Source organism: Corynebacterium endometrii (genome assembly GCF_004795735.1).
GTDB classification, from domain to species: Bacteria; Actinomycetota; Actinomycetes; order Mycobacteriales; family Mycobacteriaceae; genus Corynebacterium; species Corynebacterium endometrii.
Genome location: NZ_CP039247.1, coordinates 1,316,333 through 1,341,919 on the forward strand (window position 1 = coordinate 1,316,333; position 25,587 = coordinate 1,341,919).

The following is a 25,587-nucleotide window of genomic DNA, read 5'->3' on the forward strand; positions in this document are numbered from 1 at the left end:
AAAGTTGTAGGGAACACGCTGACTTTACAGCATTATTGCTCCCCATGCAGCTTTCCTTGGGACGCCCAACGTGGCCGCAAACTGTGTACTTCACGAGCGCCGGCCGCCGCACTGACTTAGTGCGGCCTCTGTGGTGGCGATTGGTGCGAGACTGGGCAACAAGCCGAAGCTTGGCTTAGCGATGCCACGTACTAGTCGCACGAGAAAGTAGAAAAGTTCCCGAGCCGATTGATAGGCGAATCCGGGGCCTTTCACCTGCCGGTTACCATGCACTTGACGCGGCCGGTAGGGCAACCCGCAGGCCTTCCTCGGCCGAATACCCCGTGGTTTCGCAGAGCCACTCCAGCGGTCGAGGTATCAACTGAGCCTACCCGGCGGCCGCCAAAGGTTGAAATTATGCCGGGGCGGGGACGAACCGCCGCAATAAACCACAGCGGATGGAAAAGATCACTAGAATGAAAAAGTCACATAACTCCGAATTTTTAGTGAGGTTATCCACTGTGTCTGAAAATAAGCTGTCCCCCGAACTGAAGGCGATGACTGAGCGCCGCTACCCATCAGATTGGACGGACACTGACACCCGCGCAGTAGACACTGTGCGTGTACTGGCCGCTGATGCCGTAGAGAACTGCGGCTCTGGACATCCGGGTACCGCGATGTCTTTGGCCCCGTTGGCCTACACGCTGTACCAGCGCGTCATCAATCATGACCCGGCTGACGTGAAGTGGGCCGGGCGCGACCGTTTCGTTCTTTCCGTCGGCCACTCCTCCCTGACCCAGTACATCCAGCTCTACCTCGGCGGCTTTGGCCTCGAGATGGAGGACCTCAAGAGCCTGCGCACATGGGGCTCGAAGACCCCAGGCCACCCAGAGGTTCACCACACTGACGGCGTGGAAATCACGACCGGCCCGCTGGGCCAGGGCCTGGCGTCCTCCGTGGGCATGGCTATGGCGGCCCGCCGCGAGCGCGGCCTGTTTGATCCGGAGGCCCCTGCCGGCGAGTCCCCGTTCGATCACTACGTCTACGTCATCGCCTCCGATGGAGACCTGCAGGAAGGCGTAACCGCTGAGGCTTCTTCCCTAGCGGGCACCCAGAAGCTGGGCAACCTCATTGTCTTCTGGGATGACAACCGCATCTCCATCGAGGATGACACCGATATCGCATTCAACGAGGATGTCACCAAGCGTTACGAGGCCTACGGCTGGCACGTCCAAACCGTTGAGTCCGGCGAAGATGTCGAGGCAATCGAGCGGGCCGTTAAGGCCGCCCAGGAGGTTAGCGACAAGCCTTCCTTCATACGCGTAAAGACCGTCATTGCTTTCCCGGCGCCTACAAAGATGAACACGGGCGCATCCCACGGCTCCGCTTTGGGCGCCGATGAAGTTGCGGCTACGAAGGAAATTCTGGGCTTCGATCCTAATTCCCACTTCCACATTGACGATGAGGTCATTGCCCACACCCGCAAGCTCGTTGAGCGCGGTGCGGAAAAGCACGCCGAGTGGCAGAAGAAGTTCGATGCATGGGCCGCGGCAAATCCGGAGCGCAAGCAACTGTTTGACCGCATGAACGCCCGCGAGCTGCCGGAAAACTTCGGCGCGGGGCTTCCTACCTGGGAGGCCGGCGAGTCCGTGGCAACTCGAAAGGCATCGGAAGCCGCTATCCAGGCTTTGGCGGCCGATCTTCCCGAGATGTGGGGCGGATCCGCCGACCTGGCCGGCTCCAACAACACGGTCATCAAGGGCGCGGATTCCTTCGGCCCCGAGTCCATCACTACCAATGCGTGGACTGCGCAGCCTTATGGCCGCAACCTACACTTCGGCATCCGCGAGCACAGCATGTCCGCGATCATGAACGGTATTGCGCTACACGGCAACACCCGCGTGTACGGCGGTACGTTCCTGATCTTCTCTGAGTACATGTACCCAGCGGTGCGCCTGGGCGCGCTGATGAGCACTGACACCTACTACGTCTGGACTCATGACTCCATTGGCCTGGGCGAGGACGGGCCTACCCACCAGCCCGTTGAGACTCTGGCCGCGCTCCGCGCTATCCCTAACCTGTCTGTAATCCGCCCGGCCGATGCCAATGAGACTGCTCAGGCGTGGGCAGCGGCCCTAGAATACAAGGCCGCCCCTAAGGGCCTGGCCCTGACCCGCCAGAACATTCCGGTGCTCGAGGGCACCAAGGAAAAGGCCGCTGAAGGCGTTCGCCGCGGCGCTTACATCCTGGTCGAGGCGTCAAAGCAAACCCCTGACGTCATCCTGATCGCCTCCGGTTCCGAGGTTTCCCTAGCGGTCGAGGCGGCTAAGGAGCTCGAGGCAAACGGCACCGCCACCCGCGTCGTCTCCGCGCCGTGCCTTGAGTGGTTCGATGAGCAGGATTCGGCCTACCGCGAGTCCGTACTTCCATCCGAGGTCCGCGCCCGCGTCTCCGTTGAGGCTGGCGTCGCGATGCCTTGGCACAAGTACACCGGCTCATACGGCCGCAACGTTTCCCTGGAGCACTTCGGTGCCTCCGCACCTGCCGCGGAGCTGTTCGAAAGGTTCGGCTTCACCGCCGCAAAGGTAGTCGAGGCGGCCAAGGCCTCCCTCGCTGACGCCTCCTAGCGAACGGGCACAACGAACGAGTTCGATTCTTAAGTTCTTAAGGAGCTTTTCTTTATGACCCACATCGATACCCTTGCCGAGATCGGCACGTCCACCTGGTTGGATGACCTGTCCCGCGACCGCCTCAAGTCGGGCAACCTGGCTGAGGTTATTAAGAACAAGTCCATCGTTGGTGTTACCACTAATCCCGCAATCTTTGCGGCCGCCATGTCCAAGGGCACTGCCTACGACGCTGACATAGCCCAGCTCAAGGAGGCCGGTACTTCCGTCGATGAGGCGGTCTATGCGCTCGCAATCGACGATGTGCGCGATGCGTGTGATCAGTTTGCGGAAATCTACAAGTCCACCGGCGGCAAGGATGGGCGCGTGTCCATCGAGGTAGATCCCCGTATCTCCGCCGATACGGAGGCCACCGTTGCACAGGCCAAAGAGCTTTGGGCAAAGGTGGACCGCCCTAACCTCATGGTCAAGATCCCGGCCACGGACGGTTCTCTTCCGGCCATCACCGAGGCACTGGCTGAGGGCATCTCGGTCAACGTCACCCTGATCTTCTCCCTTGAGCGCTACCAGCAGGTAATCGACGCGTTCAAGGACGGTATCAAGAAGGCCGCGGAGGCCGGCAAGGACGTCTCCCAGATTCATTCCGTAGCGTCCTTCTTCGTCTCCCGCCTCGATACCGAGGTGGACGCTCGCCTGGAAAAGATCGGTACCGATGAGGCTTTGGCGCTGCGCGGCAAGGCCGGCGTTGCCAATGCCCAGTTGGCTTACGCGCTCTTCCAGGAGCAGCTGGCTAACGCCACCGATCTGCCAGAGGGCGCTAACCCGCAGCGCCCTCTGTGGGCCTCCACCGGGGTGAAGAACCCCCAGTACCCAGCCACACTTTATGTTTCGGAGCTCGCCGGCCCCGAAACCGTCAACACGATGCCTGAGGGCACCATTGACGCAGTTCTCGAGCAGGGTAATCTTCACGGAGATACGCTTACCGGCGCACGGGCTGAGGCTGAGAAGGTCATGGCCGATGTGGCTGCGGCTGGTATAGACTTCGCCGACGTATTTGCGGTGCTGGAGAAAGAGAGCGTGGATAAGTTCGTTGCCGCGTGGGACGAACTGCTTGAGTCCATGGCCGTTCGCCTCTAAGTAGAAAAGCGCACGTCTCACCGGCAAGAAGCAACGCTTTTCTTCCAAAACAGGGCCTCCGATGTCAATCGGAGGCCCTGTTGTAGTTAGACTGTCCCCACGTACTTCATTTTTAGAAGATCCGAAAGGACGCAATCGTGTCTGTACCTAGTGCGTGGGGTAACCCGCTACGCAATGATGAGGACAAGCGCCTGCCGCGAATCGCGGGCCCTTCTGGCCTGGTCATTTTTGGCGTTACCGGCGATCTGGCCAGGAAGAAGCTCCTGCCGGCAATCTATGACCTGGCTAACCGCGGCCTGCTGCCTGCCGGTTTCACCCTAGTGGGCTACGGCCGCCGTGATTGGGACAAACAAGCATTTTGCGAATACGTCCTCCAGGCCGTTAAGGCCGGCGCCCGCACCGATTTCCGGGAGCACGTCTGGACCCACCTCGCCAAGGGCATTGAGTTTGTCTCCGGCGATTTTGATGATGAAGGGTTTGACTCCCTTTCCTCCCGGCTGGCGGAACTAGACGCTGAACGCGGCACCGGCGGCAACTGGGCCTACTACCTGTCCGTTCCACCGGAGTTCTTCTCTAACATTTGCCACCAGCTTGAGCGCGTGGGCATGGCCAACCAATCGGACAATTCATGGCGCCGCGTCATCATTGAAAAGCCGTTCGGGCACGACCGGGAATCAGCCCGTGAGCTCAACGAGATAGTCAATGCGGTCTTCCCGGAAAAATCCGTGTTCCGTATCGACCACTATCTGGGCAAGGAAACGGTTCAAAACATCTTGGCGCTGCGTTTCGCCAACCAAATCTTTGAGCCAATGTGGAACGCCCACTACATCGACCATGTTCAGATCACCATGGCGGAGGACATTGGCCTTGGCGGTCGCGCCGGATACTACGACGGTATCGGCGCGGCCCGCGACGTGATCCAAAACCACCTCATCCAGCTCTTGGCTCTCGTTGCCATGGAGGAACCGGTTTCCTTCCAGCCGGAAGCCCTCCAGGCGGAGAAATTAAAGGTCCTGCGGGCTACCCATGCGGTCCATCCGCTCAACAAGACCACCGCCCGCGGGCAGTACGCGGCCGGATGGCAGGGTTCGGAATACGTTAAGGGCCTGCGAGAAGAAGAAGGCTTCGACCCTAATTCCAGCACCGAGACGTACGCGGCCTGCACGCTGGAGGTCAATTCCCGCCGTTGGGGAGGCGTGCCGTTCTACCTACGCACCGGCAAGCGTTTGGGGCGCCGCGTCACCGAGATCGCCTTGGTATTCAAGGAAGCCCCCCATCAGCCGTTTAGCGACGGCCAGACCGGCGCACTTGGCCAAAATGCCGTGGTCATCCGCGTCCAACCCGATGAGGGCGTAACCATGCGCTTTGGCTCAAAGGTGCCCGGCTCCGCGATGGAGGTCCGCGATGTAAATATGGACTTTGCGTACACGGAGGCGTTCACGGAGGAATCCCCGGAGGCCTACGAGCGCCTGATCTTGGATGCCCTATTGGATGAGTCTTCACTCTTCCCCACCAACGAAGAGGTAGAACAGTCCTGGGCAATCCTGGACCCAATCATCAAGTACTGGGCCAGCGCCGGCCAGCCGGAAGAATACCCGGCCGGTACGTGGGGCCCAGAGTCCGCCGACAAGATGCTGCGCCGCCGTGGACACACGTGGCGCCGCCCCTAGGAATGAACAGGAGAATTTACCACCGTGATTATTCCTTTACCGCAGACCAACACGCGGACCATCGTCAAAGAGCTCACTTCGGCGCAGGAACATTACACCCATGCCACCGGACGCGTGCTCACGCTCATCGTGGTCGCCTCGGCCTCCGATGATATCGATAACATCCTCGACTCCGTGCGTACCGCGTCCCACGAGCACCCATCGCGCGTCTTGGTAGTCATCGCCAACCCGGATAACCCGCAAACCTCCATCGATGCCGAATTGCGCGTGGGCGGTGAGGCTGGCTCGTCAGAGATTGTGGTCATGCAGCTCCATGGCGCGCTGGCCGGTCAGGCTGAGGCCGTGGTGACTCCGCTGCTCCTGCCCGATACACCTATCGTCGCGTGGTGGCCTACCCGCGCCCCGCATAACCCGGCACAGGACCCCATCGGCCGCATCGCCCAACGCAGAATTACCAACGTCCTGCATGAGGCGTCCAGCGGCCGGGAGGCCCTGCAGAGCGTGGCATCGGGATACTCCCCGGGCGATTCCGATATGGCGTGGGCCGCTATCACCCTGTGGCGGGGCATCGTCGCCTCGGCTTTAGATCGCTACCCGCAGGAGCCGGTCATCTCGGCCACGATTGCGGGTCCTGCGGCGGCCCCCGCAGTGGATATCGCCGCGGGTTGGTTAGCGGACCGCCTGGGTGTGGAGGTTAACCGTGAGTACCGCGAGGCTACCGCCGGGCGCCAGGGTTTTCCCATCGAAGGCCTGCACTTTGAGCGCGATTCGTCCAACGTCACCATCAAGGTCGTAGACAACGATACCGTCAAGGTCTCAGTGCCGGGTTCCCCAGCCTCGCTGGTGGCGCTTAACGTGCGCACCCAGGCCGAAATGCTCTCCGAGGAACTGCGCCATCTCGATACGGACCATGCCTACGCGCATGCCCTGCGAGCCCTCGGGCGAGTCACCTATGGAGAAAGTTAATTACCGTGGTAAACATCATTCGAGTCCGTGACCAAAAAGAGCTCATCAACACCGCGGCGCTGCGGTTTACCGATGCCATTGTCGCCGCCCAGAATCCCGGTGGCGGGGTTCACGGTGACGGCGTAGCCCGAGTAGTCCTCACCGGCGGCGGGGCCGGGATAGGCCTTTTGCGTCAGCTCGCAGACCTTGACTACGCGGCACGGCGGCAGGGGGACCAATTCCCCGCTTTAAGCGTCGATTGGTCCCGGGTACACGTATTTTTCGGCGATGAGCGCAACGTGCCGGTAGACCATCCGGACTCCAACGAGGGGCAGGCCCGCGAGGCGCTGCTCAATCACGTGGGTATTCCGGAGGCCAACATCCATGGTTATGGACTGGGCGCCTTGCCGATGGAAGAAGCGGCCCGCGCCTATGCGGAGACGCTTAGCGAACACGCGCCGCACGGGTTCGATCTCCATCTCCTAGGCATGGGTGGTGAAGGCCACATCAACTCCCTGTTCCCACACTCCGCCGCAACCGCCGAGGCGGAACGCCTCGTGACGGTAGTCAACGATTCGCCCAAGCCGCCGGCTGAACGGCTTACCTTAACGTTGCCTGCAATCCGCCGCGCGAAGAGGGTCTGGCTACTCGTCTCTGGAGCCGAAAAGGCTGAGGCTGCCAAGCATGTTGCTGACGGTTCGCCCGCTGCAGACTGGCCTGCCTCCGGCGCGCAGGGCGCGGAGGAGACGCTGCTCTTCCTCGCCGAAGACGCCGCGGCCCTACTATAGCCCTTCCCTTTAACTTCCTAGCGCGGGCTAGACAGCAAAAGGCGCCGGCGACCATACGGTGACCGGCGCCTTTTCGCTAGTAGCTTAGACTGTGAAAGCCTCGATCAGGTTCAGGCCCACGATGCAGGCCAGCCAGATGATCACCATGAAAATGGTGACACGATCCAAGTTCTTTTCCACCACGGTGGAACCGGACAGATTAGACTGCACACCGCCGCCAAAGAGGCTAGACAGTCCGCCGCCTTTACCCTTGTGCAGCAGGACAAAGATAGTCATGAGGACAGCGGAGGCTACGAGAAAAATCTCGAGTGCGAGAACCATTCTGGGCTTCCTTACAAAAGTCTGATTGGGGTTAAAAAATTTGCGGGGCAATGAGCCAGATTCGAAACTGCATTGCCACGTTCTCTTATTCGATTGTCGCAGGTGATTCAACGCCGCGAGTGCTCGGACCAATGCTACACCATCGCGGCCGCAAAAAGCATTTATACCCTCCGCGTCGCCCGCGATGGCGCAGCTGACACTACTGCCGAAGTACCGGCCGATTAGCTCACCGCGTTGGCGGCGTTGGCGGCCAGCTTAGCGAAGTCCTCGCCAACAAGGGAGGCGCCACCGATGAGGCCGCCGTCGACGTCCGGCTTGCCAACAATCTCGCCGACCGAATCGACCTTGACGGAGCCACCGTAGAGTATGCGGATGCCCTCTGCTACCTCTTCTCCGGCGAGCTCCTTTACCAATTCACGGATAGCGGCGCATACTTCCTGCGCATCCTCAGCGGAAGCTACCTTGCCCGTGCCGATTGCCCATACGGGCTCATAGGCGATAACGGTCTTGGAGAGGTCTTCTGCGGACAAACCGGCAAGGGACGCGCGGGTCTGTTCCACCACGTAATCAACATGGGTACCAGCCTCGCGAATTTCCAAAGGCTCGCCTACGCAGACGATCGGGGAAATGCCGTTCTTCAATGCCGCGGCAGCCTTAGCTGCCACGACCTCATCAGTTTCTCCGTGGTACTCGCGACGCTCGGAGTGACCCACGATAGCCCAGGTGCAGCCGAGTTTAGCCAGCATCTGCCCTGAGACTTCACCGGTGTATGCGCCCGAATCGTGCTGGGAGATGTCCTGTGCGCCGTAGGTTATCTTGAGCTTGTCCCCCTCAACCAGAGTCTGGGCGGTACGAATATCGGTAAACGGTACGATAAACGCAACGTCAACCTTCTCGTAGTACTCCTTCGGCAGGGAGAAATCGAATTTCTGGATGGTGCCCACGGTCTGCATGTGATCGTGGTTCATCTTCCAGTTACCCGCAATGAATGGGGTACGTGCCATAGGTGGCACTCCTTTCAAGTAGTGAAAAGTCTTTACTAGGCCTCGAGTACCGCCACGCCGGGGAGCTCCTTGCCCTCGAGGAATTCGAGGGAAGCTCCGCCGCCGGTGGAAATGTGGGAGAAGCCTTCTTCATCCAGGCCAAGCACGCGAACGGACGCGGCGGAATCGCCGCCACCCACGACGGTGAAAGAACCGTTCTTAGCGGTTGCGTCAATAATCGCCTGAGCTACGCCTGCGGTGCCCTTGGAGAATGGTTCCATCTCGAATACGCCCATTGGGCCGTTCCAGAACACGGTCTTGGATTCAGCGAGGATGCCTGCGAATTTCTCGACGGACTTAGGGCCGATATCGGTAGAAAGCCAGCCCTCTGGGATTCCGTCCAGCTCCACGGTCTTAACCTCAGCGTCGGCCGAGAACTCGGAAGCCGCGACCAGGTCAACCGGGAGTACCAACTTGTCACCGAAGCGCTCAAGCAGGCCCTTGCACGTGTCGATCATTTCCTCTTGCAGGAGGGACTTCTGCACGTCGTAGCCCTGTGCTGCCAGGAAGGTGTAGCACATTCCGCCGCCAATGATGACGTGGTCAGCCTTGTCTGCCAGCGCCTCGATAACGCCTAGCTTGTCGGACACCTTGGAACCACCCAGCACTACCACGTATGGGTGCTCAGGTTCCTTGGCCACTGAGGACAGAACGTCCAGCTCTTTTTGTACCAACTTGCCAGCGTAAGCGGGCAAACGCGTGGCTACGTCATACACGGAGGTCTGGGCGCGGTGTACAACGCCGAAGCCGTCGGAAACAAATGCGCCGTTATCGGCGGCCAGGGCCACGAGCTCGTCGGCGAATGCGCCGCGCTCGGACTCGTCCTTAGAGGTCTCGCGTGGATCGAAACGTACATTTTCGATGAGCATGACGTCACCATCGTTGAGGCCGTTTGCCCGCTCGTGGGCATCCTCACCGGATACATCGCCGGCAAGCGCTACGTACTGGCCCAAGGCCTCGGACAGGGCTTCGGCAACCGGGGCCAGGGAATACTTCTCATTGACCTCGCCCTTCGGGCGGCCCAGGTGGGCGGACAAGATGACCTTTGCGCCGCCTTCGACCAGGGCCTTAATCGTTGGCAGGGAGGCTGTAATACGGCCTGGGTCCGTGATATTTCCCTCATCGTCTAGCGGGACGTTGAAATCGGACCTAACCAGAATGTGGCGGGACTCCACACCCTCAGCAAGCAGATCATCAAGGGTCTTAAAAGCCATGTCTTCTCCTTCGAAGAAAAATATACAGATACCTAAAACAATACCGGCCCACGCGAACCCTTGCTGGGCACTCTCGTGAGCCGGTGACTAATCACAATCGGTGATTAACGTGTGGTGGACACTTACGCTTCTACAGCGCGCCGCCAACCTGCTTGGTCAGGCGCAGGAGCTGGGAGGTGTAGCCCCACTCGTTGTCATACCAGCCCAGGACCTTGACCAGGTTGCCGTTGGAGACCTTGGTCATGCCGGCGTCGAAGATGCAGCCGTGAGGATCGGTGATGATGTCAGTGGAAACCAGTGGGTCCTCGGTGTAGCCAAGGGTTTCGCCGAACTCGCCGGAAGCGGCCTCCTTGATGGCGGCGTTGATCTCCTCGACGGTAACCTCGCGGGAAGCGGTGAAGGTCAGATCGGTCGCGGAGCCGGTGATGGTAGGAACGCGCATTGCGTAACCGTCCAGCTTGCCCTCGAGCTCAGGCAGAACCAAGGAAACGGCCTTGGCAGCGCCGGTGGAGGTAGGAACCATGTTGACCGCGGCCGCACGTGCGCGACGCAGATCCCTGTGAGGAGCGTCCTGGATGCGCTGGTCACCGGTGTAGGCGTGGATGGTGGTCATCAGGCCCTTCTCGATGCCGAACTTCTCGTGGAGGACCTTAGCCATCGGTGCCAGGCAGTTGGTGGTGCAGGAAGCTGCAGAGATGATGTTGTGGTTCTCTGGGTCGTAATCCTCAGAGTTTACGTTGTATACGAAGGTCGCATCGACGTTCTTGCCTGGGGCGGAGATGATGACCTTCTTGGCGCCAGCCTCGATGTGGGCCTTTGCGCCGTTTGCGTCGGTGTAGAAACCGGTGGACTCGATGACGATATCCACGTTAAGCTCAGCCCAGTTGAGCTTGGAAGGATCCTTCTCGTCGGTAGCCTGGATCTTCTTTCCGTCAACGGTGATGGACTCCTCGTCGGAGTCAACCTCAGCACCGAAACGGCCCAGTACGGAGTCATACTTCAGCAGGGTTGCCAGGGTCTTGTTGTCAGTCAGGTCATTGATGGCAACGATCTCGAGGTCGCCTGGGTTCTCGGTAACAGCGCGGAAGAAGTTACGGCCGATGCGGCCAAAGCCGTTAATAGCTACGCGGATGGTCACAGTGTGTCTCCTCAAATTCGGGAAATGTTTCATGGACTTCCCAACACGGGTTACCGTGTGAAATCCAACAATGTTCATGTTACCCATCCGGAGAGGAATCCGCAGGTTTAAGTCAACATTACGGACATGATCCCACAGAATCAGACATGAACAGAGCGGGAAGTACCTTCCATTCCCGGCCTTCTACCTGCGAATTCGGCTTGTTTTGGTTTCACAACTGGCCAATCGGTTTGTCTCAGAGCAAATTTTGAGATATCCGTCACCATCGCTGGCGCATCGAAAAGCCCAACCTTACCCGGCGCATGGTTGGGCGTTTGTAGCAAGATTGAAAGGAAAACCTGCCGGTCGGCGGCCGTCATAGCCCCCTACTGCTCGTCGAAGAGCTCCTCCGATACGGACTCGTTGGTATCCGGGATTTCCAATTCCTGAGCGCGCTTATCCGCCATTGACAGCAATCGACGGATGCGCCCCGCAACCGCATCCTTAGTCATTGGTGGATCGGCCAGGCGGCCCAACTCCTCCAGGGACGCCTGCCGGTGTTTGACGCGAAGGTGACCGGCGTCGGCCAGATGCTCTGGAACATCATCGCCAAGGATTTCCATGGCGCGCTCGACGCGCGCGGCCGCGGTCACCGCAGCCCGCGCCGAACGGCGCAGATTCGCGTCATCGAAATTCTGAAGCCGCGAACCCGTGACGCGGGCCTCATTCAGCAAGCGCTTAGACTCCCAGTCCAAACGGGTGGTCTGGGCCCCCATGCGCGTGAGCAACGCGCCAATAGCGTCTCCGTCGCGCACCACAACGCGGTCAGCGCCTCGGGTCTCTTTGGTTTTGGCAACTATGCCCAGGCGCCGCGCGCAACCAACTAGCGCAAGCGCGGCCTCTTGGCACGGACACGTGACATCGAGAGAAGATGAGCGCCCGGGTTCGGTCAGAGAACCCGCAACCATGAACGCGCCCCTCCAAGCCGCCTCATTATCGGCGATGGTCCCGGAAATCACCTGCGGAGGCAGGCCCACAACTGCATGCCCGGAGCGGGTCACCAGGCCTAAGCGCCGCATGAGTTCCTTCACGCCCTGGGTCAAGCGCACTTGGATTCGCGGTTTTCGGGAAGCGCTTCCGGGGCCCACCAAGTGGGTAGCCGCCTTAATATCGTAGAGCTCTTCCAGGCTGGCAACCACTCGTTGGGCGACTAGTTGGTCCTCCAACTCAATCTCTAAGACCGCGGACTCTCCCACTACTGATATCTCACCGGCGAAGCGAATAATCGCCGCCAGCTCGGCAGCCTTTGCAGACTGCCGAGGAACGTTCACAGCAGTGAGTTCTTTGACTACCCTTTCGGTAAGAGTCACTAGTACTTCCTACGCTTTCTCGCAAAGTTGCTTGTGCCTAACCCGGCTATGCAAGGCGCCGGGTTTCGGAGTTGACCAATGTAGCGGAAGCCCCCGCTACATCCACGAACAGATGTTCTTTAAAGCCCCTGACAGTTTAGACGGGCTGTGTAGATTTGTTGACAGTCCATTGTCATCTATTTCATGGACGTCTTCAAATACAACGCTGGCGCCGAGGCTTTGAGCCGCACGCTGAAGGTAGCCCCTTTCGCTTTCCGACAGGTTGGATGAATCGTCAACCACAACCCTGTCAATGCGGAGGTTGGGCGCGTGCTGGGCCAGAACATGAAGGTGTCTTTCCGCGGAAAAACCCTGGGTTTCTCCCGGTTCCGCAGAAAGGTTCAGGATCACTACACGCATAGCCTCGGATCGCGCGATGGTATCTACTATCTCCGGCACCAAAACATGGGGCAGTACCGAGGAAAACCACGAGCCAGGGCCAAGGGTAATAAGGTCCGCGTCCTCCAGCGCCTCGATAGCCTTGGGGTTTGCGGTGGGTGACTCCGGAATCACCCGTACCCGGCGAACCTGGCCAGGCGTCGAGGCCACGGCTACTTGGCCGCGAACCGAGCGTATAAGCCGCGGGTCATCATCAAGCCCAGCAACATCGGCTTCGATATCCAACGGCTGATTTACCACCGGGTACACGCGCCCCCGGGAATGCGTAAGCTCGGCAACCATATCCAGGGCGGCCTGCATGTCCCCGAAGACCTCTGTAAGGCCGGCGATGAGAAGATTGCCCACCGCATGTCCCGCCAGCGCGCCGTTACCGCCGAAGCGGTGCTGCAGAGCGGTGGCCCACACGTCATCCCCGTGGTGATCACCTGCCAGGGCGGCCAGCGCCATACGCAGATCCCCCGGGGGAATGATGTCCAGCTCGCGGCGCAGGCGTCCTGAAGACCCACCGTCATCGGCGACGGTTACGATGGCTGAGATTCTCTCCGCCTTGAACTCCTGCGCAGCCAGTAACGTTTGATAAAGGCCGTGGCCGCCGCCGAGGCAGGCCATGTGCCGAGGAAAAGACATATCCAACCCCACAACCTAATCCCGTGCTATGTCGCGGTGAAGCACGCTGGCTTTGACCTTCCCCGCGGCATTAAGACGCCTAGTAATCTCTTCGGAAACCGCAACCGAGCGGTGATGCCCACCGGTGCAGCCCACGCCCACCGTGATAAAGTCCTTGCCCTCGTGGCGGTAGCCCGCAACCATGGAATCGAACATTTCCATGAACTTATCTATGAATTCTCCGGCGGAAGGCTGCCCCAGTACGTAATCACTGACTGGTTTATCGGTGCCGCGGTAGGCACGCAGTTCGGGGACCCAGTATGGGTTCGGCAAGAAGCGCACATCAACAATAAGATCAGCATCACGAGGGGATCCGTGCTTGAAACCGAAGGACTCGACGGTTACGTGCTGCTTTTCCGCGTCCATGGATCCAAACGAGGCCTCGATGGCGCGACGCAGGTCATGGACGGACAAATTCGTCGTGTCGATAATGATGTCTGCGCGCGCACGTACTGGCGCGATGACCTCCCGCTCGCGGCGAATCCCGTGCTTGAGTGTCTCAGACTCCTGCAGAGGGTGGGTTCGGCGCACCGAATCAAATCGCCGGATGAGTACATCGTCACGGGCGTCCATGAATAGCACCGTGGGCGCCATGCCGAGTTCGGTGAGTTTATCAATCGTCTCGATGAGCGAACCCGGGAACATGCGGGTTCGCACATCGGTCACCACGGCAACCTTGGATACAGGGGAATCCTCCTGTGCGCACAGCTGCAGCAGCTCCACGATGATTTGCGGCGGCAGGTTATGGGCCACGTAATAGCCCTTATCCTCTAGGACCTTGGATGCGGAGGATAATCCGCCACCGGACATACCGGTCAACAAGACGGGCGGTTGTTCAAACTTGGTCATGAAGGCTAGTTTACGTGGCCCAGGTAAACCAGAGCCGCGCATTGGAAAATTCTTCGGTAAATCTAGTGAGCCTGAAGGTGCTCGACAATAGTCTCAGCCAGCTTGGAGCCAAAGCCCTTGAGAGACGCAATCTCTTCTACAGTGGCTTCCTTGAGTTTCTTCACCGATCCAAACTGCTTGACCAGGTCCGCCCTGCGGGCGGGGCCAAGCCCTGGAATGCCATCGAGCGCGGAGGACCGCATCCGTTTCGAACGCTGCTGCCGGTGGTAGGAGATGGCGAAACGGTGGGCTTCATCGCGAATCTGCTGCAGCAAGTACAGGGCCTGGGAATTACGCGGCAAAATGACCGGTTCATCGTCTCCGGGTACCCAGATTTCCTCCAAGCGTTTCGCGAGTCCAACAAGGGTCACGTCCACGATCCCCAGCTCGTCGAAAACTTCCTGCGCGGCTTTGACCTGTGGGGCGCCGCCATCGACTATGAACAGCTGGGGCGGATAAGCAAATTTGCGCCCCGCCTCAGCCGATTCCTCGGTGACCTTGTCTTCTTCAAAGCTCGTTGCCTCGAGTTCCTCGTCGGGATTGGCCAGCCTGTCCTCTAGGTGCCGCTTGAACCGCCGACGGGTCACCTCGGCAATCGAGCCCACGTCATTTGAGTGACCATCCCCCGCCGCTTCCTTGATGCGATAACGGCGGTAATCGGACTTTTTCGGCAACCCATCTTCAAAGACCACGAGAGAGGCCACAACGTCCGTGCCCTGTATGTGGGAGATGTCCGTACACTCGATACGCAGCGGGGCGGTTTCCATGCCCAGGGCCTCTTGAATATCTTGCAGCGCGGCCGAGCGGGCCGTCAGGTCACCTACCCGCTTGAGCTTGTGCTGACGAAGGGCATCCTTGGCGTTTCGTTCCACCGTCTGCATCAGCGCACGCTTATCCCCGCGCTGCGGGACGCGGATATCGACGTTTGCCCCTTTGAGTTCGTTGAGCAATGTGCCCACCTGCTGGGCTTCGGCCGGCATACCTTGAACCAGAATCTCACGTGGAATCACCGTTACGGCGCGGGATTGCCCGTGGGACTCTTGGTCCACTCCCCTTCGCCTCACACGCGCATTGATTGCCGCGTCCTCCGCCGCCTCATGTTCCTCTCGCTCAACCGCGTCGGAGTAGAACTGGATGAGAAAGTTTTGCATCAGCTCCGGAAGCGCCGGATCCGGCTGCCCCGGCTCGATTGGTTCGGTGGTGGCCTGATCTCCGGCGCGCTCTACCACCCAGCCCCGTTGGCCGCGGATGCGCCCGTCACGCACGTGGAAGATTTGCACCGCCGCTTCGAGCTCATCGGAGCAAAAGGCAATCAGATCCGCATCCGTGCCATCACCGAGCACCACGGACTGCTGCTCCATAATCTTGGATACGGCACCAATGTCATCGCGCAGGCGTGCGGCCTTTTCGAACTCGAGGTCCTCTGCCGCTTGCTCCATCTCTTTCTGAAGGCGGCGCGTAACCTCCTTGGTATTGCCATTCATGAAAGAAACCAGCCCGTTGACGGTCTCGCGGTGTTCTTCCTCGCTCACGCGTCCGATGCATGGTGCATCGCACTTTCCGATGTATCCCAAAAGGCACGGCCGGCCGAGGTTCTCATGCCGGTTAAACACGCCTTTAGAGCACGTCCGCATGGGAAAGACACGGGTGAGCAGGTCAAGGGTTTCGCGCACGGCCCAGGCGTGCGAGTACGGGCCAAAGTAACGCACTCCCTTGCGGCGAGGTCCGCGGTAGAAAAACGCTCGCGGATAGCGCTCTCCCACGCTGACAGCCAACATGGGGTACGACTTATCATCGCGGTACATCACGTTGAACCGCGGGTCGAATCGTTTGATCCAGGTGTATTCCAGCTGGAGCGCCTCAACCTCGCTTGCCACAACCGTCCATTCCACGTGGGCGGCGGTAAGCACCATCTGACGAGTGCGCGGATGCAGCTGGGTAATGTCTTGGAAATAGTTGGATAACCGCGCGCGCAGGTTCTTCGCCTTGCCAACGTAGATGACGCGCTGGTTTTCGTCACGGAATTTATAAACGCCCGGGTCCGTGGGAATGGTCCCCGGCGCCGGGCGATACGTGGTGGGATCAGCCACTAGTTCACAGTCCTCAGAGGGTTATTGCTTTTATCGGTTAGTCCTGCGGCATGTACTTGGCTTCGAGCTCGCGGAATTGGCGCACGGACTTGATGACCTTCGCCTTATCAGCCGACTGGAATGCCCACAGGGTCACGTACTCGAACTCGGGAAGCTCCAGCCGAGCCATCTTCTCGCCTTCCGGGAATGACAGCCCGTAGATTACCTGCCAGGGGTAAAAACGCGTGCCCACAATGTTGCGCACCTCCACGCCATCGGAGTTGGCGCGCACGCGTGGGCGGGTAAAGATCAGCCACAATAGAACGGACAGAATGACGCCAACCAGCGGGTACGCCCAGCGGTCGATCGTGGTAACGGCCGCGCCGGTGTACTCGAGGCCAACGGTCACGCCCATGAAAATGTGCCAAGCCATGCAGACGAGCACCGCGGCAATAGCAACCTTCTTCAGGAAGGGTGAACTTACCGTGAGCTCCCACGGTTTGTTTGAGGTCAATGCGAAGGGGTCCGCATTGGTGTAACGGGCCACATCCAGTTCAGACATCTGGGAACTGGAAGCCGCTTCCTGTTGGGGCTGCTGGGTCGGGCCGTGTGATTCAGTCATGAATACGCTCAATCTCCTAAGGGTGCACCGCCGTTGGAACGGTCGATTCTATGCGGTGTGGTTCAACTAACCTATCTTACGCAACTTGGCCACAGTGTCGAGAGCGGCCACCATCGCCTCCGCCCCTTTATCCTCAACGGAGCCCTCAAAGCCGGCCCGGTCCCGCGCCTGCTGCGCATCATTGGTTGTCAGAACCCCATTGGCGACCGGGGTGGATTCATCAAGGGCTATCCGGGTGAGCCCTTGGGTGACCGAGTCACATACGTAGTCAAAGTGCGGGGTCCCACCGCGGATAACGCAGCCCAGGGCCACCACCGCATCGTATTTCCGCGCCGCCGCCTGGGCGACCACGGGAATCTCCAGCGCACCTACCACCCGAATTCCCGTTGCCTCCGCCCCGCATTCTTTTGCGGTATCCATGGCGCGCCTATGCAGCTGGTCGCAAATCTCCTCATTCCAGGTCGCGGTGACAACGGCAACCGTAATGCCGGTGCCGTCCACGGTGCCGGCATCAATGGTGGGCAAGCCTTCTTTACTCAATTTTCCTCCTTGGATGGCTAAAGTTCGGCGCTAGTCGTGTGCATTAACGTTCAGGTTTCCGTTGCGCACCCGGTCGCTGTCCGCGTGGAGTCTGTCCCATTGCTCGACGCTGGGCAGGTCGTGATGCATGCGGTCCCGCTTGGTCCTTAAATAATCAATGTTGTGCTGGTTGGGCTCTGTGCTTAGCCCCACCACCCTAGCTATATCTACGCCGTTGCCTTCCAGTTCGTGCGATTTATGCGGATTATTGGTGACCAGGTCAACGGATTCTATGCCTAGGTCGCGAATGATTTGTGCGGCAACGGAGTACTCCCGAGCATCCTCCGGCAGGCCTTGGCGCAGGTTAGCATCGACCGTGTCCAAACCCTGGTCCTGCAGCTTGTAGGCCTTGAGTTTGGGGATCAATCCAACTCCGCGCCCCTCTTGACCGCGCAGGTAGATGACCACGCCTTGACCTAAGGAATTAATCAGTTGAAGGGAAGCGTCGAGTTGGGGACCGCAATCGCAGCGTCGGGAGCCAAAAGCGTCTCCGGTAAGGCACTCGGAGTGCACACGCACCGCCACATCACGGGCGCCGCGCAGCGTCTCGACATCGCCGGCAACAAGGGCCACGTGTTCGCTACCGTCCACCACGCTGCGGTAGCCCACCGCGCGAAACTCGCCATGAACGGTGGGCAGCCTTGTCTCAACTTCCCGGCTCACCAAGGTCTCATTGGCTCTGCGGAAAGCGATAAGTTGCTCGATTGAAATCATGGACAGCTCGTGGGAATCCGCGAACTCACGCAACTCGGGGCCGCGTGCCATATCGGTGGGGTCCTGCTCGGAAACCACCTCGCACAGCACGCCGGCCGGGCGCAACCCCGCTAGGCGAGCCAAATCCACCGAGGCCTCGGTGTGGCCATCGCGTTCCAGGACCCCGTGAGGGCGCGCCCGCAACGGCACCACGTGGCCCGGGCGAGTGAAATCCTCCTGCGTGCGCTCCGGATCGGCCAAGCGGCGAAGCGTTTCAGCACGGGAAGCTGCGGAAATTCCGGTGCTGCCCGTGTTGGCGTCCACCGTCACCGCGTACGCGGTGTGACGCGCGTCTTCATTGATGGCCACCATTGGCGGGAGATTCAGGCGGTCGCAATCTTCAGGCACGAGCGCCGCACAAATGTACCCAGAGGAATAGCGAACCATGAAGGCCACCAGCTCTGGGGTCGCCCGTTCCGCGGCGAAGATGAGGTCACCTTCATTCTCACGGTCTTCATTATCCACCACCACCACGGCTTTTCCGGCCGCGATATCGGCGATCGCCTGCTCAACTGAATCCAAACGAACTGTAGACATATTCCTATCCTTATTCACCAATCCCCGAGTCACTTCAGTGCTGCGAGCTTCTCCACGTACTTGGCGAGTACATCCACTTCGACGTTCACAATGTCCCCGCCGGTGAGCTGGCCGTGGGTGGTCTCACGCAACGTGGTGGGGATGAAGGAGACCTCGAACCAGTCATTTCCCACTGCGGCAACGGTCAAGGACGTCCCATTGAGCGCGATAGACCCCTTCTCCACCACGTACGCCGAAATCTCTTTCGGCAGGCTAAAGCGCACTATCTCCCAGTGCTCCGATACCGTGCGGCTTTGCACTTCTGCCACTCCGTCAACGTGCCCCTGCACGATGTGCCCGCCCAGGCGCGTGGTGGGCAATACCGCGCGCTCGAGGTTGACCGGACTTCCCTGTTCCAGGCGGGACAAGGACGTACGGTTGAGAGTCTCCTGCATTACGTCGACATAGAACGCGCCGTCACTGATATCCGTCACGGTCAGACACACGCCATTGACCGCGATAGAGTCCCCTAGCCGCGTCCCTTCTAGCACTGCGCTGGCGCTAATCCCCAGGCGTAGTGCGTCCCGCTGCGGCTGTGACCCCGAAATTGTGCCGATTTCCTCGATAAGTCCGGTAAACATAGGCGTCCTTTTCGTCTTTTCATCATTTCTCACAGGTGAGTTCACAAGGCGCTCAGCACCACTGTTCCGGGCCTCGAATGGACCGTGCGAAACTGGTGCGGGGTGAATGTGAGCTAAGAGTTTATTGGCGCGGCGACTGCAGTTGCGGCGCCGGCCTCAGTCGGTTGGGCAGGCCCAACGCCCTCGCGCTTTTGTATGCGGAGCCAGGAGACGAATCCACACGTGACAAAGACTCCGTACACCAGGTAAAGGGCTGCCGATGGGTAGTAGCCGGCGACAAAAAGCAGCGGTACCCCAACGAGATCGACAGCGATCCAGATAAGCCAAAACTCGGTCCAGCCACGCGCCATCCCCCAGGTGGCTAGCATGGATCCTACGAAGATCCATGCGTCGGCCCAGGGCCCCCATGAACCCAGCGCTTTGAAGATATACGCGCACGCCAGCGTGCCAATCACAGCGAGTAGCAGGAGAATAAGGCGTTCGCGCCCCGTAGCCCAGCGCGGCTGAACCGCAACGCTGTCATCGCCCTGATGCTTGGTGCGGGACCACTGCCACCAGCCGTATATGGAGACCGCCATGAACATCACCTGGCGTCCCGCCTGGCCGTAGAGATCTAGGTTTTGTGGAGTGTGGAACACCCCGCCCAGGAATACGGTGAGAAGCAGGGCGTTTCCTACGATGCCCACCGGCCAGGCCCACACCAGGCGCTTCATACCGAAGTAGGCGCTAGCGAGGCCGAATACGTTGCCGACTATTTCGCGCACCAGGATTGGCACGCCGCCGATGGTGAGCTGAGCGGTCAAGAAACCGGTCAGCGCGGACATTACAGATTCCACGGTGAAACTCCTTCTCTCCCATCCGGACTATGACCGTCGGTCCCGGATTCCAACCGGGTCTGCTGTCCTTCCCCCACACGACCACCGTGTGACAGGAAGCGCTCGCGGACTTATTCAGCGTGAAACGAAAGTGTTCAATTAGTGCTGACATCACCGCCGGTGGGGAATTTCACCCCGCCCTGAGAATGCGAGGACCAGAGTATCACGTCTTGAACCATCAGTGGGGATTAAATAATCCCCCAGCTATGCACGCCCCGCCTGTACCACTCACCCACCACGCGCCGGCACTGGTGGTGCGCAGGAGTTATACCGTGTATTCGATGAGCATGTCTTCGCCCAGCTCAATGGAGCGCAAACGCCTAAACCGCGGGGCGTCATTGATGTTTTCGGCAAGCGGGTGCGCCAATACTCCCCTGCCCTCACCGAAGAGAGTGGGTGAGATATAGGCCTGGATTGCATCGACATACCCGAGTTTGAAGAAGGAGCTCGCAAGCCCGGCTCCTCCTTCTACCAGCACATCGCGTGCGCCCTCCTCGTACAGCTGCGCGAGGGCTTCCTCGATGGTTTCATACTGGTCGTAGCCCAGGTCCCGCAGGTTGCGGGAGGCTTCACCGGTGGCCTGCAAGTCGCGGCTACCAATGACAACGCGACGCGGCTGGTGTTCGCGAAGCGACCCGTCTGGATAACGTGCTGTAAGCGATGGATTATCCGCGAGTGCGGTACCGGTACCAATAAGGATTGCATCGCGATGAGCGCGATCTTCGTGCGCATAGTTTCGGGCGATCTCTCCGGTGATCCACTGACTGGAACCGTCCGGCGCGGCCGTGAAACCGTCCAGGGTCTGTGCGAATTTAACGGTCACGTGCGGGCGCTGTGAACTCACCGCAACCAACCAAGGGATCAGCACGTCCAGCGGCGCGCCCACCCCTGCGGGCCCATCCAGGCTGAGTTTTTCTACTCGAACTCCCTTGTCCCGCAGGTACGCAGCGCCGCCTGCGGCCTCAGGGTTAGGATCGTCGTGTAGGTAGAACACGGCGCCAATCCCGGCACTAATGAGTCCCTCCACGCATGGACCCGTGCGTCCCGTATGGTTGCATGGCTCGAGCGTCACCACGGCGCTGCCGCCACGAGCCGCTTCGCCTGCGGCTTCCAGCGCCTTGATTTCCGCGTGCGCACCGCCAGTTGGTTGCGTGGCACCGACGGCCACCACCTCCCCATCGGCGGACAGGATAACGGCTCCCACCGGTGGGTTGGGGCTAGTGGTTCCGCGCACGTTCGCACCGGCACGCATAGCGCGATGCAGGGCCGCGATTACTTGTGGCGAGGTCGCGGTCAGGTGCTCAGGGCTCACTTGCATCCATCCTTACGTGAAGAGTTAGAGGTAACAGCGCAGTTTTATTATCTGCTAGATTGTGGCGAGCCTGCGCAGTTCTTCTACCGCTGCGGCCTTATCCTCCTGCTTATAGATGGCGGAACCCGCCACGAACGCATCGCAGCCCGCCTCCGCCGCAGAGGCAATGGTCTCTGCGGAGATCCCGCCATCAATCTCGATGAGGGTATCCAAGCCGGCCTCGTCGATAGCCGCGCGCAGCTTGCGGACCTTGTCCAGCTGCTCCGGCATGAATTTCTGGCCGCCAAAACCTGGCTCAACGCTCATCACGAGGGCCAGATCAAAATGGTTGAGTTTGTCGAGCCATGGCTCGATCGGCGTACCAGGCTTGATGGAGAAACCAGCGCGGACGCCTAGGTCGCGAATCTTTTGCGCTAGGTCTAAAGCAGCGTTCTCATCCGCGACGGCCTCTACATGGAAGATGATGCAGTCCGCTCCGGCCTTTGCGTAGGTTTCCACCCAGTTTTCCGGCTCTTCGATCATCAGATGCACGTCCAAGACCTGGTTGGTCACGCCGTCTACCTGCTTCGTGATATCGGGGCCAAAGGATAGGTTCGGAACGAAGTGGCCATCCATGATGTCAACGTGAATCCAATCAGCATTGGCCACGGCGCGGACATCGTCACCGAGCTTCGTGAAATCGGCAGCGAGGATGGATGGGGAGATGATGGGGGCTTCAAACGTTCCAGACATGCGTCTATCCTATCGTGATTTGGGGTATGCGGGACAATGGCTTTTCAAGGCGCTGGCGGAAAGCTAGCTCGCCGGCTTGGATAGCACAGCGAAAAACATTGCGTCGGTTCCGTGGCGGTGCGGCCACATCTGAGCGGAAAGCTCGTTGCCGAGATCCGGCATCTCCGGCAAAAATCGTCGGGCATCGAGCTCAACTACGCCCAGCTCCTTGACCGCACGGTCCACAACAAAGCGGGTTTCCCGCAAATCCGGCGAGCAGGTGGAATAGACCACCACGCCCCCAGGACGGACGAGTTTCACGGCGGACTCCAGCAGTTCGAATTGCAACGGGGCCAGCTCAGCTATGTCTTCCTCCCGCTTGCGCCAGCGTGCCTCGGGGCGGCGGCGCAGCGCGCCGAGGCCGGAACATGGAGCATCCACAAGGATGCGGTCATAGCCCGCTTCCAACCCGGGATTGCGCCCATCGGCGACGTGTACGGTAACCGGAAGGTCACGCACGAGCTTAGAAATTAACTCCGCACGGTGAGGTGCCACCTCGACCGCATCCACGGTGGCGCCGTCGATGCGCGCAAGCGCACCCAGCAGCGCGGCCTTTCCGCCCGGCCCGGCGCACAGATCGAGCCAACGCCCGGAATCGGCACCGTCAAGCGGAACTTCAGTAAGCGCTCGGGCAATGAGCTGCGAGCCCTCATCCTGCACGCCGGCCAGCCCATCCCGGACGGGCTCGAGCTGTCCTGGGTCGCCGCTATCCATGTAGACCGCGTAGGGGGAATATTTGCCTTGCTCGAATCCTGTCATCAGCGCCAGTTCCTCTGCGCTGATCTCACCGGGCCGCGCAACCAAGTGAACCGTGGGGCGCGCGGAATCCCCGGCCAGCGCAGCCTCCAGTTCGGCCAGGCCCACTACCCGGCTAAAGGAATGAGCAATCCACTCTGGATGGGCGTGCTTGAAGGCTAGCGCCGCCACCTCTCCTTCGGGAGAGAGCTTGCTAAACCACGTCTCTACTGGGGTGCGGGTGATGGCACGCATTACCGCATTCGCAAAACCCTTAGCCTTGTCCTGGCCGGACATTTCCACGAGACGCACGGTGGTATCAACGGCCGCGTGGGCTTCGACCCGGGTGTAGAGGAGCTGATAAGCCCCCAAACGCAGCGCGCATAGCACCCTCGGATCCAAGGTAGACAGTTCACGGGAGGAGCATCGGGAGATGACCGCGTCGAGGACCCCCTCGGCCCGTAGCGCGCCGTAGGCAAGCTCCGTGGCAAAGGCAGCGTCGCGCCCCTCAACACTATGGACCCGCAGTGCCTTCGGGAGAATGAGGTTAGCGAAAGCCTCATCCTGCTCGACCCGAACCAGCGTATCGAAGGCAATAACCCGCGGTAGATCCACGCCGAAGCGCTCCGCATCCGCGCGCAGGTTTACTCCCTGGCGAGGTGCGCCGCCGCGCGCTTTGCCATTGGAATTACCTCGCGCGATCTTGCCGCCCTTATTACCCCTATCCTTGCCACGGGCCTGCCCGGAGCGGGAACCGCCACCGTGTGCATCAGTTAATTTGCGGCCGCGAGCATCGCGCTGTGAACCGCGCTCACCACTGCCGCCCGTGGGTTTCTTGCTTGACCGCGAACGGAAACCGCCGCTCATTGGAATACTCCCTTGCTCGCTTCGCTTACGGATTTATCTGCGGAGCCGCCGGCCAGTCCCCGGGCCCAGTCGGCGGCGTTCATCATCTTTTTGCCTGGCGGCTGCAGCTGGCCCAGGCGAACCGGTTCGGTAGAGGTGCCCACGAACACGGCCTTTTTAGTTACCACAATCTCACCCGGCGCGATTGTGTCCACCTCTGCCCCGGCTGTGCGCACTTCCTCGAGGGATACGGGGGTGGCCGGGCCGATTTTGACGCGTTGGCCCTCGAGTTCGGTCCAGGCGCCCGGGCCAGGGGTGTGGGCGCGAATGTGGCGGTCCACGTTGAAGGCTGGGCTTGACCACGTTATGCGGGCGTCCTCAGTGGTGATCTTGTGCGCGTACGTTGGCTCGCCCTGCTGGGGCTGGCCCACCAGGTCGCCGCGCTCGAGCCCATCCATGGTTGCCACTAGGAGTTCTGCCCCTGAGTAGGCCAGGCGGGTGAGCAGATCATCGGCAGTGTCGGTGGGTCTTATCGCTTCCGTGAGGGTGCCAAAGACCACACCGGTGTCTAGTCCTTCATCGATGCGGAACGTTGACGCGCCGGTGATGTCATCGCCGTGGGCGATGGCAGCCTGCACCGGTGCCGCCCCGCGCCATGCCGGCAAAAGTGAAAAATGAAGGTTGACCCAGCCGTGTGGGGCTATATCGAGCAAGTCTGGGGTGATGAGGTTGCCGTATGCAACCACGGGTAGGGCCTCAGGCTTAAGCTCGGCGAGCCGGGTGCGCAGCGCTTCGCCGTCTTCGGTGCCTGGCTTGAGAGTAGATGGGGTTAGTACTTCGATGCCGTGTTCTTCCGCCAGTGCCTTAACGGGGCTGGGGTGCAAGGTGCGGCCGCGTCCGCGGCGCGCGTCCGGGCGGGTGATTACCGCTACTACCTCATGGTGGGAATCTAAGAGCTTTTGGAGTGCAACTACTGCGGGTTCGGGTGTCCCGGCGAATACTAGGCGCATGTGTTCTTTCTGTCTCCTGGCGGGGATGGTTTATCAGCAGGGCGTGCGGTGCTTGAGATGGGAGCTAGTGGCTTTTAAGCGTTGAACCAGTCGGATTCGCGGACCTGGGCCATGGCGTGCTTGTACTCTTCCGGCTCTAGCCTCTGCAGGAAGAGCACGCCATCCAGGTGATCGGTTTCATGTTGGATGCAGCGAGCCATCAAATCTGAGGCAACCATGGCCACCGGGCGTCCGTAGACATCCTGGCCGGTCACTTTGACTTGGTAGTAGCGCTGTGTTCGCGCGGAGATATTGGGGATCGAAAGGCAGCCTTCCGCCCCAATCTGGCCTAAGTTCCCTACGGGTTCCCATACTGGGTTTACAATCGCCCCGCGCATGCCGGCTTGATAGTGGGAGCAATCGTAGACAAAGATGCGTTTGGTCAAGCCAATCTGGTTGGCCGCTAACCCTACGCCGCCGGCGGCGTCCATGGTCTCCAGCATGTCCCGCGCCAGCTTCTCCAGATTGGCATCGAAGGTATCAATTTCTGTGGCTTCGGTAGTAAGTACCGGATCGCCGTAGTAACGCAGTTCGCGGATGGCCATGGGGCGGTTTTATACCTTTCTCGTTGAATGTGCGGCGCATATCAAGGACTACGCAGTGGCATCCTGGCCCG

General features: G+C 60.1%; 23 protein-coding genes and 1 riboswitch. Of the genes, 5 read left to right on the forward strand and 18 right to left on the reverse strand.

All coding sequences use genetic code 11. The features are described from left to right. Positions 1 to 536 precede the first annotated feature (536 nt). The 5 genes from tkt to pgl all read left to right on the forward strand — a co-directional run bounded on the left by tkt (position 537) and on the right by pgl (position 7,146). Positions 537 to 2,606 (forward strand): transketolase, encoded by a 2,070-nt coding sequence (gene tkt / locus CENDO_RS05930; RefSeq protein WP_210726587.1) that lies wholly within the window; start codon positions 537 to 539, stop codon positions 2,604 to 2,606. A gap of 54 nt (positions 2,607 to 2,660) precedes the next feature. Then, the gene (gene tal / locus CENDO_RS05935; RefSeq protein ID WP_136141215.1) at positions 2,661 to 3,743 is read left to right on the forward strand and encodes a transaldolase; all 1,083 of its coding nucleotides are present in this window, start codon (positions 2,661 to 2,663) and stop codon (positions 3,741 to 3,743) included. 137 nt (positions 3,744 to 3,880) lie between these two features. Continuing rightward, positions 3,881 to 5,413 (forward strand): glucose-6-phosphate dehydrogenase, encoded by a 1,533-nt coding sequence (gene zwf / locus CENDO_RS05940; RefSeq protein ID WP_136141216.1) that lies wholly within the window; start codon positions 3,881 to 3,883, stop codon positions 5,411 to 5,413. Positions 5,414 to 5,437: 24 nt separating this feature from the next. Continuing rightward, on the forward strand, positions 5,438 to 6,379 hold the full coding sequence (locus CENDO_RS05945) for a glucose-6-phosphate dehydrogenase assembly protein OpcA (protein WP_136141217.1): 942 nt from the start codon (positions 5,438 to 5,440) through the stop codon (positions 6,377 to 6,379). A 5-nt stretch (positions 6,380 to 6,384) separates the two neighbouring features. After that, positions 6,385 to 7,146 carry a 6-phosphogluconolactonase gene (pgl, locus tag CENDO_RS05950; protein ID WP_136141218.1) on the forward strand — a complete coding sequence of 254 codons (762 nt, stop codon included), beginning with the start codon at positions 6,385 to 6,387 and terminating at the stop codon, positions 7,144 to 7,146. A gap of 84 nt (positions 7,147 to 7,230) precedes the next feature. Here pgl and secG read toward each other — a convergent pair whose 3' ends face one another. The 18 genes from secG to def form a co-directional block, all read right to left on the reverse strand. Beyond that, on the reverse strand, positions 7,231 to 7,467 hold the full coding sequence (gene secG / locus CENDO_RS05955) for a preprotein translocase subunit SecG (RefSeq protein WP_136141219.1): 237 nt from the start codon (positions 7,465 to 7,467) through the stop codon (positions 7,231 to 7,233). A gap of 221 nt (positions 7,468 to 7,688) precedes the next feature. Beyond that, a complete protein-coding gene (gene tpiA, locus CENDO_RS05960; RefSeq protein WP_136141220.1) occupies positions 7,689 to 8,471 on the reverse strand; it encodes a triose-phosphate isomerase in 783 nt (260 codons plus the stop codon). Positions 8,472 to 8,506: 35 nt separating this feature from the next. Beyond that, the gene (locus CENDO_RS05965) at positions 8,507 to 9,724 is read right to left on the reverse strand and encodes a phosphoglycerate kinase (protein WP_136141221.1); all 1,218 of its coding nucleotides are present in this window, start codon (positions 9,722 to 9,724) and stop codon (positions 8,507 to 8,509) included. A 130-nt stretch (positions 9,725 to 9,854) separates the two neighbouring features. Then, positions 9,855 to 10,862 (reverse strand): type I glyceraldehyde-3-phosphate dehydrogenase, encoded by a 1,008-nt coding sequence (gap, locus tag CENDO_RS05970; RefSeq protein WP_136141222.1) that lies wholly within the window; start codon positions 10,860 to 10,862, stop codon positions 9,855 to 9,857. A 365-nt stretch (positions 10,863 to 11,227) separates the two neighbouring features. Then, complete coding sequence (whiA, locus tag CENDO_RS05975) at positions 11,228 to 12,211, reverse strand: DNA-binding protein WhiA (protein ID WP_136141223.1); 984 nt, start codon at positions 12,209 to 12,211, stop codon at positions 11,228 to 11,230. 96 nt (positions 12,212 to 12,307) lie between these two features. After that, on the reverse strand, positions 12,308 to 13,276 hold the full coding sequence (locus CENDO_RS05980) for a gluconeogenesis factor YvcK family protein (protein WP_136141224.1): 969 nt from the start codon (positions 13,274 to 13,276) through the stop codon (positions 12,308 to 12,310). A 15-nt stretch (positions 13,277 to 13,291) separates the two neighbouring features. After that, positions 13,292 to 14,164, reverse strand: a complete 873-nt coding sequence (gene rapZ / locus CENDO_RS05985) for an RNase adapter RapZ (protein ID WP_136141225.1) — start codon at positions 14,162 to 14,164, stop codon at positions 13,292 to 13,294. Between the two features lie 62 nt (positions 14,165 to 14,226). After that, positions 14,227 to 16,293, reverse strand: coding sequence for an excinuclease ABC subunit UvrC (uvrC, locus tag CENDO_RS05990; RefSeq protein ID WP_136141226.1), 2,067 nt, complete (start codon positions 16,291 to 16,293; stop codon positions 14,227 to 14,229). A gap of 37 nt (positions 16,294 to 16,330) precedes the next feature. Beyond that, the gene (locus tag CENDO_RS05995) at positions 16,331 to 16,894 is read right to left on the reverse strand and encodes a PH domain-containing protein (protein WP_136141227.1); all 564 of its coding nucleotides are present in this window, start codon (positions 16,892 to 16,894) and stop codon (positions 16,331 to 16,333) included. A 66-nt stretch (positions 16,895 to 16,960) separates the two neighbouring features. Then, positions 16,961 to 17,434, reverse strand: a complete 474-nt coding sequence (ribH, locus tag CENDO_RS06000) for a 6,7-dimethyl-8-ribityllumazine synthase (RefSeq protein WP_136141228.1) — start codon at positions 17,432 to 17,434, stop codon at positions 16,961 to 16,963. A gap of 30 nt (positions 17,435 to 17,464) precedes the next feature. Continuing rightward, a complete protein-coding gene (locus CENDO_RS06005) occupies positions 17,465 to 18,763 on the reverse strand; it encodes a bifunctional 3,4-dihydroxy-2-butanone-4-phosphate synthase/GTP cyclohydrolase II (protein WP_136141229.1) in 1,299 nt (432 codons plus the stop codon). A gap of 29 nt (positions 18,764 to 18,792) precedes the next feature. Then, entirely contained in the window at positions 18,793 to 19,383 is a 591-nt protein-coding gene (locus CENDO_RS06010) for a riboflavin synthase (protein WP_136141230.1), read from the reverse strand. Positions 19,384 to 19,496: 113 nt separating this feature from the next. Then, the gene (gene pnuC, locus CENDO_RS06015; protein WP_136142170.1) at positions 19,497 to 20,207 is read right to left on the reverse strand and encodes a nicotinamide riboside transporter PnuC; all 711 of its coding nucleotides are present in this window, start codon (positions 20,205 to 20,207) and stop codon (positions 19,497 to 19,499) included. A gap of 18 nt (positions 20,208 to 20,225) precedes the next feature. Next, a riboswitch (FMN riboswitch) is annotated at positions 20,226 to 20,410 on the reverse strand. A 113-nt stretch (positions 20,411 to 20,523) separates the two neighbouring features. After that, entirely contained in the window at positions 20,524 to 21,576 is a 1,053-nt protein-coding gene (gene ribD / locus CENDO_RS06020) for a bifunctional diaminohydroxyphosphoribosylaminopyrimidine deaminase/5-amino-6-(5-phosphoribosylamino)uracil reductase RibD (RefSeq protein ID WP_136141231.1), read from the reverse strand. A gap of 48 nt (positions 21,577 to 21,624) precedes the next feature. Further along, entirely contained in the window at positions 21,625 to 22,302 is a 678-nt protein-coding gene (gene rpe / locus CENDO_RS06025; protein WP_136141232.1) for a ribulose-phosphate 3-epimerase, read from the reverse strand. A 63-nt stretch (positions 22,303 to 22,365) separates the two neighbouring features. Further along, positions 22,366 to 23,943 carry an RsmB/NOP family class I SAM-dependent RNA methyltransferase gene (locus CENDO_RS06030; RefSeq protein WP_136141233.1) on the reverse strand — a complete coding sequence of 526 codons (1,578 nt, stop codon included), beginning with the start codon at positions 23,941 to 23,943 and terminating at the stop codon, positions 22,366 to 22,368. Next, positions 23,940 to 24,932: a methionyl-tRNA formyltransferase gene (gene fmt / locus CENDO_RS06035; protein WP_136141234.1), complete on the reverse strand. Its 993-nt coding sequence runs from the start codon at positions 24,930 to 24,932 to the stop codon at positions 23,940 to 23,942. Before fmt ends, CENDO_RS06030 begins: the two co-directional genes overlap by 4 nt. Positions 24,933 to 25,006: 74 nt before the next feature. Continuing rightward, a complete protein-coding gene (def, locus tag CENDO_RS06040) occupies positions 25,007 to 25,516 on the reverse strand; it encodes a peptide deformylase (protein ID WP_136141235.1) in 510 nt (169 codons plus the stop codon). Positions 25,517 to 25,587 lie beyond the last annotated feature (71 nt).

What these genes read in the sequence shown, in the direction of transcription:
- tkt (WP_210726587.1), top strand. Translation starts at nt 537, where the DNA reads ATGACTGAGCGCCGCTACCCATCAGATTGGACGGACACTGACACCCGC.
- tal (WP_136141215.1), top strand. Translation starts at nt 2,661, where the DNA reads ATGACCCACATCGATACCCTTGCCGAGATCGGCACGTCCACCTGGTTG.
- secG (WP_136141219.1), bottom strand. Translation starts at nt 7,467, where the DNA reads ATGGTTCTCGCACTCGAGATTTTTCTCGTAGCCTCCGCTGTCCTCATG.
- tpiA (WP_136141220.1), bottom strand. Translation starts at nt 8,471, where the DNA reads ATGGCACGTACCCCATTCATTGCGGGTAACTGGAAGATGAACCACGAT.
- CENDO_RS05965 (WP_136141221.1), bottom strand. Translation starts at nt 9,724, where the DNA reads ATGGCTTTTAAGACCCTTGATGATCTGCTTGCTGAGGGTGTGGAGTCC.
- CENDO_RS05980 (WP_136141224.1), bottom strand. Translation starts at nt 13,276, where the DNA reads ATGTCTTTTCCTCGGCACATGGCCTGCCTCGGCGGCGGCCACGGCCTT.
- rapZ (WP_136141225.1), bottom strand. Translation starts at nt 14,164, where the DNA reads ATGACCAAGTTTGAACAACCGCCCGTCTTGTTGACCGGTATGTCCGGT.
- CENDO_RS05995 (WP_136141227.1), bottom strand. Translation starts at nt 16,894, where the DNA reads ATGACTGAATCACACGGCCCGACCCAGCAGCCCCAACAGGAAGCGGCT.
- CENDO_RS06005 (WP_136141229.1), bottom strand. Translation starts at nt 18,763, where the DNA reads ATGTCTACAGTTCGTTTGGATTCAGTTGAGCAGGCGATCGCCGATATC.
- CENDO_RS06010 (WP_136141230.1), bottom strand. Translation starts at nt 19,383, where the DNA reads ATGTTTACCGGACTTATCGAGGAAATCGGCACAATTTCGGGGTCACAG.
- pnuC (WP_136142170.1), bottom strand. Translation starts at nt 20,207, where the DNA reads ATGTCCGCGCTGACCGGTTTCTTGACCGCTCAGCTCACCATCGGCGGC.
- ribD (WP_136141231.1), bottom strand. Translation starts at nt 21,576, where the DNA reads ATGCAAGTGAGCCCTGAGCACCTGACCGCGACCTCGCCACAAGTAATC.
- rpe (WP_136141232.1), bottom strand. Translation starts at nt 22,302, where the DNA reads ATGTCTGGAACGTTTGAAGCCCCCATCATCTCCCCATCCATCCTCGCT.
- CENDO_RS06030 (WP_136141233.1), bottom strand. Translation starts at nt 23,943, where the DNA reads ATGAGCGGCGGTTTCCGTTCGCGGTCAAGCAAGAAACCCACGGGCGGC.
- fmt (WP_136141234.1), bottom strand. Translation starts at nt 24,932, where the DNA reads ATGCGCCTAGTATTCGCCGGGACACCCGAACCCGCAGTAGTTGCACTC.
- def (WP_136141235.1), bottom strand. Translation starts at nt 25,516, where the DNA reads ATGGCCATCCGCGAACTGCGTTACTACGGCGATCCGGTACTTACTACC.